Raw genomic sequence first — 13,190 nt, 5'->3', positions numbered from 1 at the left:
ATTATAACAGGAGGGTTTTGTATGAAGAAAAAATTAGTTAGTGCTTTATTAATCACTGGCATGCTTTCATCTATGTTTGCCGGATGTGGCAAATCAGCAGGTGGCGGCGGTGCAGTTAATGCAGACGGTATTAAGGAGTTTACCGCCTTTTTTGCTGTTCCAGGAAACGAGATTAATAATGACAATGAGATCCAAGGTCTCATTGCAGAAAAGACAGGCTGCAAGGTAAAAGAGTCATGGCTTACAGGTCAGTCTGCTGAGGAAGCAGTTGGTACATTTATTGCCGGTGGCGAGTATCCAGACTTTATCGACGGTGGAAATAGTTCAGTTCAGCTTTATGAAGCTGGTGCTCTTATTCCAATTGATGAGTACTATGATGATTATCCAAATATCAGAAATTACTTTACTGATCAGGAATGGGATATGCTCCGTCAGAGCGATGGACATATTTACTGGATTCCACAGTTCTCTAAGATTAATGGAGAGGAAAGAGTTTGTCAGCACAATGACGAGGCTTTCTGGATTCAGACAAGAGTATTAGAGTGGGCAGGATATCCAGAAGTTCATACAATGGATCAGTATTTTGATTTGATTGAATCTTACAATGAGGCAAATCCAACAATGGAGGATGGCACAGCAAATATCCCTTACACAATTCTTTGTGATGACTGGAGATATTTCTGCTTGGAGAATGCTCCACAGTTCCTTGATGGATATCCAAATGATGGTTCAGTAATTGTTGATCCTGAAACACTTACAGTAATTGACTACAATACAACTCCAACAGCTAAGAAGTATTTTGAGAAGCTTAATGAGGAGTACAAGAAGGGCATCGTAGATCAGGAGTCATTTACTCAGACATATGATGAGTATATTGCTAAGCTTTCTACTGGTCGTGTACTTGGTATGATTGATCAGTGGTGGGATTTCTACAATACAGCAGGAGATGCTATCAAGTCAGCAGGTCTTGATAAGCAGGGCTGCGAGTATGTTCCACTTCCAATCACTATCGAAGAGGGCATGACAAACCAGTGGCACAACTCAGGTGGAGCATTCAATGCTTCTTCAGGTCTTGCAATTACAACAAGCTGTCCTGACGTAGAGGGTGCTTTACAGTTTGTAAATGATTTGCTTGCTCAGGATGTTCATGATCTTAGATTCTGGGGTGTTGAAGGTGTTGATTATGAAGTAGGCGATGATGGCTTATATTATAGAACACCTGAGATGAGAACAAATTGTGCAGATTCTTCTTACAAGGCTGCTCACCTTTGCTTCTATTCATACTTCCCACAGTTCAATGGTACAAGCCAGGATGGAAAGAATGCGATGAAGCCAGAGAATCAGGAAAATGAATTCTATGATGGACTTTCAGATAATTTAAAGAAGTGCTTCGATGCATATGGTGTTAAGACTTATGTTGAGATGCTTGGTACATCTCCAGCACCAGGTCCTTGGTACCCAATGTATTCATACTCTCAGACTCTTACAACATCAACACCAGGTGGTGTAGCTTGGAACAAGATTGGTGAGGTTAAGCATGAGTATCTTCCTAAGGTAGTTATGGCTGAGAATTTTGAGGCAGGCTGGGAAGACTATATGAAGGTATATAACGAGTGCAAGCCTGAGGACTTCCTCTCTGAAATGCAGACAGAGCTTGAGCGAAGAGTAGAAATGGCAGCTAAATATCAATAAAAGGTGTAATAGGTTATAAAACCCATGGCGGGCATAATCCTTTTGTGCCCGCCATTATTATACCTATTTATAGCCTAAAATAAGGATTTTTAGCTATAAAAGATGGGAGTTTAAATCATGAAAACCAAAAAATTAAGTAAAATTGAATTCAAGCATCAAAGAGTTCTAATCGTATGGGCTGCCATTATTTGTTTATACGGATTTATTTTCTACTATGTGCCACTTGTAGGGTGGTTAATGGCGTTTCAGAATTATAAGCCAGTGCTTGGAGTTTTTAAATCAGAGTTTATTGGATTAGATAAATTTAAGTTTTTATTTGAAGATGAGAGCTTTATTCGTGTAATTAGAAACACTTTCGCAATGGGTATTATCAACTTGGTTTGTACCTTTGTTATGGCAATCCTATTTGCGATTCTTTTAAATGAAATAAAAACAAAAGGCAGCAAAAAGGTAGTTCAGACAATATCTTATTTGCCTCATTTCTTATCATGGATTATTGTTACTGGTATTTTACATGATGCACTTTCTGGTTCTGGAATTATAAATGAATTGTTAATGAATTTTCATATTATAAGCAAACCTATTGATTTTTTTGCACATGAAGGATATTTCTGGCCTATAGTTGCCTTCGCAAATGTTTGGAAGGAAACTGGTTGGAATGCAATTATATATTTAGCAGCGATTACTTCTATTGATCCATCACTTTATGAAGCTGCTGCTATAGATGGAGCTGGAAGATGGGCAAAAATTAAGCATGTTACACTTCCAGGAATCAAGCCTACTATTATGATTCTACTTCTTATGAATGTAGGAAATATCTTAAATGCAGGTTTTGAAATTCAGTACTTGCTGGGTAATGGACTTGTTCAAAAGGTATCACAGACAATTGATATCTATGTACTTAAATGGGGTATTAGTCAGGCTGACTATTCTTTAGGTACAGCAGCTGGTATCTTCAAGAGTGTGGTAAGTATTGGATTGATTTTAGTATTTAACAATATCGCTAAAAGACATGGCGAAGAAAGATTATTCTAAGGAGGCAAAGGAATGGAACAGAAGAGAAGACGTAAAAAAATTTCCGGCGCTGATTTAGCATTTAGAATTTGCAATGGCATTTTTATGATAGCCTTTGTAATAGTTACTTTATATCCGGTTTTAAATACACTTGCTATTTCTTTTAACGAAGGAACAGACGCCCTTAGAGGCGGAATATATCTATGGCCTAGAGTATTTACTCTGAAAAATTATACTACTGTTTTACAGAAGGATAATTTGATTACAGGTGCTTATATTACAGTTTTGCGAACAATAATTGGAACATTACTTGCGCTTGTTACAAATGCAATTTTGGCATTTATCGTAAGTAGAAAGAATTTTATTTTCGCAAAATCAGTATCACTATTTTGGGTTATAACAATGTATGTTAATGGTGGATTAATTCCGACCTTTCTCCTCTATAAATCTTTAGGACTTACAAACAGTTTTGCTGTATATGTAATTCCAGGAATGATATCTGCTTTTAACATGCTAGTAATAAGGACCTACATGAGGGGCATACCTGATAGCTTGGAAGAGTCTGCCCAGTTGGATGGAGCAGGTTACACAACAATCTTCCTAAAAATAATATCACCGCTTTGCAAGCCTGTTTATGCAACAGTGGCACTCTTCGTAGCTGTCTTTCAGTGGAACTCTTGGTTTGATGCAATGCTTTACAACAGAATGTCAACACAGTATACAACATTGCAGTACGAATTGATGAAGCTTCTTTCATCAGTTTCAAATCAAAGCTCCTCAGCTGAGGCTATGAAAAATTCGGAAGGTTCTATTACACCTACATCTATTAGAGCAGCAGCGACAATTGTTACTATGCTCCCTATAGTTTGTATTTATCCATTTTTACAGAAATACTTTGTAACAGGACTCACCCTTGGTGGTGTTAAGGAGTAATATTTTATGAGAAATTATAGAAATGTCTTTTTGGAAATCGGTAAGAATCAGGAAGAGATAGAAAAACGTCTATACGATATTTTTGAAGAAATATTTTATGGACCGGACAAGTTTTACGAGACAACAGCAGATGGAAAAATGGGCTATCTGGTGGACACAGGAAATGTGGACACGAGAACCGAGGGCATTTCTTACGGAATGATGATGTCTGTACAGCTTGATAAGAAAAAAGAATTTGACCAGCTTTGGAACTGGGCCATGACAAATATGTACATGGACTATGGTGAAAATAAGGGATATTTTGCCTGGTCAGTAGACCCAAGCGGTAAGAAAAATGCAGACGGTCCAGCACCAGATGGCGAAGAATTTTTTGCAATGGCACTTATTTTTGCCAGCCATAGATGGGGTGATGGTCAGGGCATTTACAACTACAGCCATATGGCAAAGGAGTTGTTAAAAGTCTGCATACATCATGAAGAGCTGTATGGCGGTCATAATATGTGGACGGATGATGGACTTATTAAATTTGTCCCTGGACTTGATTTTACTGACGCTTCATATCATCTTCCTCATTTTTACACCTTGTTTGCAGACAACTGCTATGAGGAAGATAGAAGCTTTTGGCTTAAGGCAGCAGAGGCTAGCAGACAGTATCTGAAAAAGTCATGTCATCCAAAGACAGGATTATCGCCAGAATATGGAAACTATGATGGTACTCCTCACGTAGTTGAGCCAGGTACATTTGGCGGGCGACATGATTGGTTCTACAGTGATGCCTACAGAACTATTGCAAATATAGGGCTGAGTTATGAGTGGTTTGATAAGGATACAGAATTTGGAAAATGGTCGAAAGAGACTGCCAACAATCTACAGAGATTTTTCTATTCCCTTCCAGAAAAAGATGCTAGAGGAATCTATGAAATAGACGGAAATATTGTAGAGGGAAAGGCGCTACATCCAGTTGGACTTACAGCCACAATAGCCCAGGCTTCATTGGCATCAGACAACGAATATTCACTTAAGGCAGTGGAGGATTTTTACAACACACCACTTAGAACAGGTGATAGACGCTACTATGATAATTGCCTGTACCTATTTGCGTTTATGGCTTTAAGCGGAAACTATAAGATTTGGTAATAAATATTATTTAATATTTATCCATAACAAAGAAAAACCACTATCTTACATGGGGGTAGATAGTGGTTTTTCGTCGTTTATGTTATGGTAGGAACTTTCCTGATGCAAGGTACAAGTCGTACCATTCCTTGTGAGTCAAATCTACTTTTGCAGCATCACAGAATTCCTTAAGGTGTGCTGGATTCATAGTGCCGGCAATGGCTTGCATTTTAGCTGGATGTCTTAAAATCCATGCGATAGCAATGGCAGTTTTAGACACACCGTATTTGGCGCCAATTTCTGCAAGCACATCATTGAGCTCCTTGTAGTCAGGATGGTCAATGAAACAACCCTGGAACATGCCAATCTGAAGAGGAGACCAGGCCTGGATTGTTATGTCATTAAGGCGGCAATAATCAAGTATTCCATTGTCTCTATTTGTTGAGCGGTCTGTAGTAAGGTTGTTTAAATAAAGGGCAGCATCGATAAGTTGTGATTGGTCAAGTGAGAACTGAAGCTGGTTAAATACCAGTGGCTGCTTAACATACTTCTTTAATAACTCTAACTGACCAGGTGTTACGTTGCTTACACCAAAATGTTTTACCTTGCCTGAGGTGTAGAGATTGTCAAAAGCCTCGGCAACTTCCTCAGGATCAAAAAGTAAATCGGGACGATGTAAGAGTAGTGCATCCAGATAATCCATTTTTAATCGAGAAAGGATTTCGTCTGTGCTCTTTAAAATGTCTTCCTTTGTCCAGTTATATTCTTTTGTATCAAAGTGTAGGCCACATTTGCTTTGGATGATAACATCCTCTCGCTTTAAGCCTGTAAGAGGAAATGCATCTCCAAATCTTTTCTCAGCCTCACCATCTCCATAGCATGTGGCATGGTCAAAGAAATTGATGCCATTCTCAGCTGCAGTAGAAATGATTTTTGCTGCCTCATCCACATTGAGTGCAGGCATTCTCATACAGCCTAGGATGATTCGCGATGCATTCTTTGGGCCGTTAACTACATCCAACATTTTCATATATATTGCCTCCTTAAATATTTTCAAACATTTATCTAATTATACAAATACCAAGGAATCAAATTCTTCTTAATATTTGATTTGCCATGTATCAATTTTTGCTATGAGCGTTACCTTACAAATACAAAAGAGGAAGAGGATATTCCAAAGCTTGTAAACATCTTTTGCCGTGGCGATGGAAGAGATGGTACAATCGAAGGCTTCATAAAGCTTAATGAAGAGGATTGCACAAAGATTTATAAGATGATGGTTTAAAAATAGAAGAGTTAAAAATAAGAGGCAGATGCACTTAGCATCTGCCTTTTTCGCTGTTTATCACAAAAATAACGTTGTTTGTCACATTTATATATTGTATTGATGATGCACATGTTATAGTGGATGAGTAAGAAGTTGGAAGTGAATTTAAAGCGATAGATATCAAATGCATTGATATAGATTATATGTATTGGGAGTAATTTTAGTCGCGAATGAGATTGCCCCGAAAGATTATTAAATAAGGAGGAAAAATGAAAACACATTTGCAATATTAAGTTGGACACTCCTTAAGTAGAGTCCTGTTGATAGATAGTATCAAGCCCAGTCTCGAAGAATGCACCGGTGTTTGATAGCCGAGTATCTTCTTTGGAGGGCTATTGCACTAGGTTTAAATAATTGCGATTTCCTAAGTGGTATAGTGGTCAATCCGCTTCCTTTTAAGAATAAATCTACGGATTAATCCATTGTTACGCTACACAGACCCTTTTCATATGATGTCTAAAGGTGTGCATAGTAAATGAGAGTATTTGCTTTAGACTTCAAGGCCAGAGAGATTCGCAAACTTTGAATTATAAAGAATTTCGTGGCTTCCTAGTGTTTTAGTCAAGAAAGGAGGTGATAAGATATGGAAAAAATAATTCTTATTTGGAATTATCCACATTTCTTTGGCGTGCCAATAATATCTATGATTTATAAAAAGAAGTATAAAAGATTTGTTCAATGTGCAAATCAAAAATTAAAAGAATTTGAAATAGAGATGGTATTGGATGATACATTTGGTGATATCGAAGTATTATTAAAAAATCAATATAAGATGATTGTTTTTATTCCAGGATGTGAGACAAAATATTGGATGTGGATGGATGATCTGAAAAAAACAATGATTCCATCGCTCATTTTTACTGAGTCAGAAATGTATAATGCTGATATATCGAGGGTTTTACATTTGTTAAAAAATATCAATAATTAATGAATATGGAGGATTTATATTATGTCAGAGAAGTTATTAGAGAAAGTTTTAAAGGAAGTTGATACAGATGAGTTGGAGAATGTAGAGGGGGGGATTGATATGCTAACAATTAGTTATGCTTATGGAGCAATTGTTGGTGGGTTTTCCACTTGTAGTTTTCCGGTTGGTTTATTGGAGTCACATCCGATGGAACCTGGAATTGGTACATGCACAACTAGAACTAGGTAGATGGTAACTATATGGAAAATATTACATTTTCAAGAGATACAGTATTTGTAAATTGGATTGCAAATCTAGATAGAAGACATTTTTTTGATGAGAATTTTACAATAGCTGCTGTAATTATAGTTAAAGATGAAGAACGGTGCATAGCAAGATGTTTAGATAGTATAAATGATTATTTTGATGAAATAGTTATTATAGATACTGGTTCAAAAGATGATACGCTTAATATTCTCGATTCTTATAGTAACAATAAAATAATGGTGCTGGAGAAAAAATGGGAAGATGATTTTTCTTATGTTAGGAATGAGTCATTAAAAACCGTAAAATCAGATTGGATTTTCGTTATTGATGCTGATGAATATTTAGATGAAAACTCGTATGATTTTAAAAAAATTATTGCTATGATAAATGCTTATAGTGATGCTGATAAGAATGTTTTTTGTCCAATAATTATAGATTATGATGGGAATGTAAGTATATCAGTGCCTAGAATATTTAAAAATAACAATCGTTTTAAGTATTTTGGAAGGGTACATGAGGAATTGCGAGTATATGAACAAGAACGTTTTAGTCTACCGCTTAAGATTGGCTTAAATATAATACTTAGACATGATGGATATAAGAAAGATATAATCGAAAAAAAAGAAAAATATAAACGGAATATTAGATTAGATCTGATAAATGTAGAAGAGGAACCAGATAATCCTCGGTGGGTATATTTTTTACTGCGAGAAGCCAAAACTACTTTATCACTTCAAGAGTATAAAAATTATATTACGAAACATATTTTGAAGAATCAAAATGCAGGAATAGTGATCGATAATATAAATGATGGTGAATATACCTACGGATTGTTAGCTCAATATGCCTATAAGTGCCTTTTTGATGGATTTTTTTCAGTAGCTATTGACATGGCAAAGATATTGGATGAACTCATGCCTAATAATAGTGATAGTGTATATATAGAGAATTATGCAAATATCGCAACTTGTAAGCAACTAGAGAAAGAGTGTTTGAGGAAGTTGGTTGTGTATAGAAAGAATAATAATAATAATAGTATAGCAACCGATGGAATGTTACATAGTGAAGGGAATAGCGAAGGGAAGCATATAGATTATTTGTTGGGGTGTGCATTGTTTGATACTGGGCATATTTCTAGAGCTATAGATTATTTTGATTATTTGAAAGGGTATTTTGAATCGGATTACTTGTTTAATTACTACAGGGAATTCTTCTCGATAGTATTTGGAAAAGTATGAGGAATGTCATAAGTATTTGAGAATGTATTAAAAAGAGATGACATAAACGAGAAAATTATACTGAATTCTAAGAGGGCAAAATTTTGGCTGTTTGCACTTCTTTTTTATCAGGAAAACGTTGTTTATCACAAAAATAGCGTCGTTCGTCACAAAAAGCTTGAAAATATTAGACGAATAAGGTATTGTGTACCCACAAAAAAATATGAGACACAACAAAGGAGGATATATCATGTGGGGTGACAACTGGTTATTTAGTTAATGAAAATCTTAAAAAGCTCGGTATTTACCGGGCTTTTTCTTTGTTTGAGGCCTATTATATAGTATTATGATTAGGGCAAGTTATATAAAGGGGGAAAAATGGAATCAAATTTTCTTGTGGCAGTATGTGACGATGATAAAGAAAACAGAAAAGCTATTATTGATATAGTACTTAAGCATTTTGAAAGTATAGGAATAAAAGCAGAAATTAAAGAATATAAATCTGGAGAGGATTTATTAAAAAATGTTAATGAGCAGATATGTTTGTTATTTTTAGATATCGAAATGCCAGGGAAAAGTGGTATCGAAGTAAAAGATATATTAACTACGAAAATGAATGTTTCAAACATAGTTTTTGTTACTAATCATATTGGATTTATGAAAGAAGCATTTGGAAAAAATGTTATTGGATTTATGGAAAAACCAATAGATGAGAATCAGATTATTCATTGGGTAAATATCGCGTATGAGGCATTTAAAGATACTAGATATATAAATATAGACAAGAACGCAAAGATTAAAGAAGACTCAATAAAATACATAGAGGCGGAAGGAAATTATGTTAGGATTGTGCTAGTTGATCGTAGTGGAGGTATACTCCAAAGAGGCACAATTGCCAATTGGGAGAAACGATTAGACGCTAATTTTGTAAGATGTCATAAGTCTTTTTTAGTGAATATGAATTATATTACGAGTATACATTATAAAGAAGTCGAATTAGAGGGGAATACGTGTGTTCCACTGGGGAGGAACTATGTTAATGATACAAAAAATGCCCACAATGAATTTATGCTTGAAAAGATAAAGTGGAGAGTAGGATGGCAAAACTAATATTTATAATTCTGTTGCTTGGGCAATTTATCTGGGCATATGTAAAGTTATTAGATATAAAGTTCAAAAAGATGAAAGTAACCTATTGGATTGTGGTTGGTTTAATCGAGTTGGCAACTATATTGATAGGGATTATTTATAATTTTGGACCAACAAAGATATCTTTATTAGCGGGATTGTTTCTACTGCCGGCATTTAATGGTGAAAAAAGAACTAATATAGGTTTATATTATCCTATCTTTGGGTTATGTATATCATTAAATACAGTTTGGGGATTATTATCGTATTATTTTGCCCTAGAAATGCATTATAGAATTTTTGCGTGTGTATCGCCTACTTGGGGATTAATTATATTAGCGTATTTTTTAAAAAAGAAAAAAGATTTTCTTTGGAATGATTTAAATTTTACAAATGTTGAGCTGATAATAATAAATATTTTTACGGCTTTTATTGCGATTTCGATGGGGGCAGTAGCTAATATTCAAAGTGGGAATAATGGAGCATATATTATAACCATTTATATAGTCTTCACAACTATATTATGTAGCGTTATATATTTGTTAACGATATATTCTATTTTTTTGAACAGAAAAATTCAAAATGAAGAGAAAAAACTACTATACCAAAAAGTGACACTAGAGGCTCAGAAAGAGCAAGTAGATGCCATACTTGAAAGCGAAAAAAAGTATCATAAATATCGACATGATTTAGCGGCTCATTTAAATGCCATACATCATATGGCTGAAAAATCTAGAATAGATGAGCTAAAGGAATATTGTGAAACATTATTAGATAATGCAAAACCAATTAATAATACAGCCATCTCAGGAAATGTTGCTGTAGATGGAATATTGAGGAGTTATAAGGACAAATGTGAGGAAAATGGTATCGGCTTGCAGATGCAGGTACAGTTATTGGGAAAAAACAAAGTGCAGGATTATGACTTATGTATTATATTTTCAAATATACTTAGTAATGCGATTGAGGCATGTAAAAAGGGCGATAGTATAAGACTTGTTAGTTATCCTTATAATAATTCTTTATGCATTATGGCAAATAATCCTACTAATCATGAAATAATGATAAATAATGGAGAAATTAAAACTACTAAGAATGACAAAACATATCATGGCCATGGGTTAAGTAACATCAAAGCGGTTGTAAATAAATATAATGGAATACTAAACATAAAGGCTCAAAATGGTATGTTCAATATTGAAATACTAATTTAGATAGAACAAAGGCAGATTCGATAAGCAATCTGCCTTCCTTCATTTTTAAATTCAAATTATATACAGAGGAGGACAATTATTAGGGGACTGTGAGCAATAATTGCTATAGAAAGTGCAGTTCGTCACAAAATAGTGTGGTTTGTCACATTTTTATTGAAATGAGGATTTACATATATACAATTAATTTTGGAAGTGAATTCGCGAATCACGTTCTTCAAAAATAATAAAAAATTACGGAGGATGTAAAACATGGATTTAGTATTATCGAATGATTTTTCACAGCTTTCAACAATGGATGAGATGCTTGTTGAAGGTGGCGATTGGGCTGAATTTGGATATGCAGCACTTGGAACAGTTTCGATTGCTGCTGCACCTATCGCATTGGCTGCAGGACAGCCTTGGGCAGCAGTGGCACTTGTAGGGAATGGTTTATATCAATTTGGTAATTTATAAATTTGGGAGGATGCATTGATGAGAGAATTAACAAATAATGAATTACAGATAATTGATGGAGGAGTTAATGGCCTAAAAGTTGCAGGCGGAGTACTATTGGTAGCTGCTGGTGTTGGAGAATGTGCAACAGTAGCTTTTAGTGCAGGCGGTGTTTGTACAGCTTTGGGTGGTGTAGGTTGTATAATCGATGGTCTTAATGATTAGTCAGATTAGGAGTTGATATTATGAAATTACAGTGGAAAGTAAATTTTGGATTATTAATAATATATTTTACTGCAGTAAGTATTTCGGCGGCATACAATGCCGTTATAATAAAGGATTTGGAGCCTATTTTTTATGTAAGAAACATTTTATGCATAGGAGTAGCTGTTGTTACTACTGTAAAAATATTAGTTAATAGAAATTTACTTGAATCATCGTTAGTGGATAAACTTTGCAGATGGATTGCAGTCTTTAGAATACTGCTATTATTTGGAGCCTTATATATAGTAATTACAGAGAATATAGTGGCAAGTAATAATTTGGGAAGTGTTGGATCGATAATCGCGGCGATGGTTATGGTAGATGTTGATATAAACTACAGAAAAAAGACTGTAAGATAATAATGCGCACTCTAATTAACTATTTGAAACATAACGATTGTCGTATCGTTAAATGATGCAATAAAGACAAAATAGTTTAAATCATAGCATATGTGGGAATATTTATTATAAATTATACTAGGATAATGATTATTTGGTCTACCTATGGCAAATGTATTTTATATAAACTAAAGAATACAAATTTGCGAAATACATGGGGGTATTGCATTATTTGAGGTATATGGTTTCTCTTGCTTAGTAAAACGAGAAATAAATAAATAGATGCCCCAATTCTTAGCTAAGAATTGGGGGTCTTTTAGAAGGACAAGTGAATACGTTCAATCGTTATTTAATACATTTTGGAATAATATGATTAGTGGTGTTTATAATATTTTTTACATTAATAATGATTGATGGTGGAAAGCTGGTTAATCCGTTATTTCTTTCAGTAATAGTATTATTAGATTTGTTTTTTGTGTTTTTTATGACTTTATTTTTCTATGTAGTAGCAAAACCGAGTTCAATAACATTCACGGTAAAAGATCGGCGAGGTCTAATAAATGAACTTTCTGAAGTGGCTAGCAAAAAATGGAAAAGAAATAATAAAGTTGAGACAAAAGAAACATGTAGTTTTAAATTTGGAAACAAATATAAAGATTGGCTGACTACTCCAATTGATTTTATTTTTGAGGAAGAAAAATGCACAGTTATAGTTCCTTCATACTATCAGGAAGATGTATTGCGAATAAATAAAAAGCTTAGAGAGTAGATTCTAAAGAAATTGTAGGAGTTGGATATTTTTTCAAGAGGTTAATTTTATGAATTTTTTAGATAAATCTGATTTTACAAGATCAAAAGTACTTTGTATAATTCTATTTTTTTCATTATTTTTATTACCCTTTAGAAATAATATGGTAATAAGATATATTTTTTTGGTGGAGATTATCTGCATGTTTTTGAATGCAGTTTACATCATTTTCAAATGGATAAAGTATTGGAAGAAAAACAAATAGATATTTAAAGTGACGATTCTATGTGTTGCGCTAGCATTTGCAAAGTCTAATCAGTGGGATTGGAAAATGATTTTCGATGTAATAATGTGTCGGTTCACATCTGTTGTATTGTTTACTAAAGAAAATAATCGAGTGTCAATAGATGATAGTCAATTACAGTTGTGTAGCAATCCATTTCTATTATTTTTCGCTATACTTCTGGCTATAATTCAGAATTTTATGATTTATGGAAAACTAGTCAAAATGCAACCAGGACTAACAAGTGCTTTGTGTGATGTTGGTTCAAATATTATGATATCAACTTCTACAATGTATTTGAAAAAGGAGT

Annotated in this window: 15 protein-coding genes; 14 read left to right on the top strand and 1 reads right to left on the bottom strand. The window is 34.3% G+C overall.

Annotation, left to right across the window (positions count from 1 at the left end):
* The first annotated feature begins 21 nt into the window (after positions 1 to 21).
* From F0Q01_RS06235 to F0Q01_RS06220, 4 genes are all read left to right on the top strand, one after another.
* The gene (locus F0Q01_RS06235) at positions 22 to 1,692 is read left to right on the top strand and encodes an extracellular solute-binding protein (protein ID WP_090487370.1); all 1,671 of its coding nucleotides are present in this window, start codon (positions 22 to 24) and stop codon (positions 1,690 to 1,692) included.
* A 117-nt stretch (positions 1,693 to 1,809) separates the two neighbouring features.
* Positions 1,810 to 2,727: an ABC transporter permease gene (locus F0Q01_RS06230; RefSeq protein ID WP_090154890.1), complete on the top strand. Its 918-nt coding sequence runs from the start codon at positions 1,810 to 1,812 to the stop codon at positions 2,725 to 2,727.
* A gap of 12 nt (positions 2,728 to 2,739) precedes the next feature.
* Positions 2,740 to 3,639 carry a carbohydrate ABC transporter permease gene (locus F0Q01_RS06225; protein ID WP_090154892.1) on the top strand — a complete coding sequence of 300 codons (900 nt, stop codon included), beginning with the start codon at positions 2,740 to 2,742 and terminating at the stop codon, positions 3,637 to 3,639.
* A 6-nt stretch (positions 3,640 to 3,645) separates the two neighbouring features.
* A complete protein-coding gene (locus F0Q01_RS06220; RefSeq protein WP_090487368.1) occupies positions 3,646 to 4,776 on the top strand; it encodes a glycosyl hydrolase family 8 in 1,131 nt (376 codons plus the stop codon).
* Between the two features lie 82 nt (positions 4,777 to 4,858).
* Here the strand turns inward: F0Q01_RS06220 and F0Q01_RS06215 are convergent, their stop codons facing one another.
* The gene (locus F0Q01_RS06215; RefSeq protein WP_090487365.1) at positions 4,859 to 5,785 is read right to left on the bottom strand and encodes an aldo/keto reductase; all 927 of its coding nucleotides are present in this window, start codon (positions 5,783 to 5,785) and stop codon (positions 4,859 to 4,861) included.
* 81 nt (positions 5,786 to 5,866) lie between these two features.
* Between F0Q01_RS06215 and F0Q01_RS06210 the strand changes: the two genes are divergently transcribed.
* The 10 genes from F0Q01_RS06210 to F0Q01_RS06165 all read left to right on the top strand — a co-directional run bounded on the left by F0Q01_RS06210 (position 5,867) and on the right by F0Q01_RS06165 (position 12,618).
* Complete coding sequence (locus F0Q01_RS06210; RefSeq protein ID WP_143096639.1) at positions 5,867 to 6,040, top strand: iron-containing alcohol dehydrogenase; 174 nt, start codon at positions 5,867 to 5,869, stop codon at positions 6,038 to 6,040.
* Positions 6,041 to 6,665: 625 nt separating this feature from the next.
* A complete protein-coding gene (locus tag F0Q01_RS06205) occupies positions 6,666 to 7,010 on the top strand; it encodes a hypothetical protein (RefSeq protein WP_090487363.1) in 345 nt (114 codons plus the stop codon).
* Positions 7,011 to 7,031: 21 nt separating this feature from the next.
* Complete coding sequence (locus F0Q01_RS06200) at positions 7,032 to 7,238, top strand: hypothetical protein (RefSeq protein WP_090487360.1); 207 nt, start codon at positions 7,032 to 7,034, stop codon at positions 7,236 to 7,238.
* Between the two features lie 11 nt (positions 7,239 to 7,249).
* Positions 7,250 to 8,494 carry a glycosyltransferase family 2 protein gene (locus tag F0Q01_RS06195; protein ID WP_090487358.1) on the top strand — a complete coding sequence of 415 codons (1,245 nt, stop codon included), beginning with the start codon at positions 7,250 to 7,252 and terminating at the stop codon, positions 8,492 to 8,494.
* Positions 8,495 to 8,851: 357 nt separating this feature from the next.
* The gene (locus tag F0Q01_RS06190) at positions 8,852 to 9,583 is read left to right on the top strand and encodes a LytR/AlgR family response regulator transcription factor (RefSeq protein ID WP_090487355.1); all 732 of its coding nucleotides are present in this window, start codon (positions 8,852 to 8,854) and stop codon (positions 9,581 to 9,583) included.
* Complete coding sequence (locus F0Q01_RS06185) at positions 9,571 to 10,815, top strand: ATP-binding protein (RefSeq protein ID WP_090487352.1); 1,245 nt, start codon at positions 9,571 to 9,573, stop codon at positions 10,813 to 10,815. Before F0Q01_RS06190 ends, F0Q01_RS06185 begins: the two co-directional genes overlap by 13 nt.
* A 249-nt stretch (positions 10,816 to 11,064) precedes the next feature.
* Entirely contained in the window at positions 11,065 to 11,268 is a 204-nt protein-coding gene (locus F0Q01_RS06180; RefSeq protein WP_090487348.1) for a hypothetical protein, read from the top strand.
* A gap of 18 nt (positions 11,269 to 11,286) precedes the next feature.
* Complete coding sequence (locus F0Q01_RS06175) at positions 11,287 to 11,472, top strand: hypothetical protein (RefSeq protein ID WP_090487345.1); 186 nt, start codon at positions 11,287 to 11,289, stop codon at positions 11,470 to 11,472.
* Positions 11,473 to 11,492: 20 nt separating this feature from the next.
* Positions 11,493 to 11,870: a hypothetical protein gene (locus tag F0Q01_RS06170; protein ID WP_090487341.1), complete on the top strand. Its 378-nt coding sequence runs from the start codon at positions 11,493 to 11,495 to the stop codon at positions 11,868 to 11,870.
* Positions 11,871 to 12,255: 385 nt separating this feature from the next.
* On the top strand, positions 12,256 to 12,618 hold the full coding sequence (locus tag F0Q01_RS06165) for a hypothetical protein (RefSeq protein WP_143096638.1): 363 nt from the start codon (positions 12,256 to 12,258) through the stop codon (positions 12,616 to 12,618).
* Positions 12,619 to 13,190: the final 572 nt, after the last annotated feature.

This window comes from Pseudobutyrivibrio xylanivorans, from assembly GCF_010906925.1.
GTDB lineage: Bacteria > Bacillota > Clostridia > Lachnospirales > Lachnospiraceae > Pseudobutyrivibrio.
The sequence above is the reverse complement of the archived record's forward strand: the minus strand, read 5'-3'. Positions and strand labels throughout refer to the sequence as shown.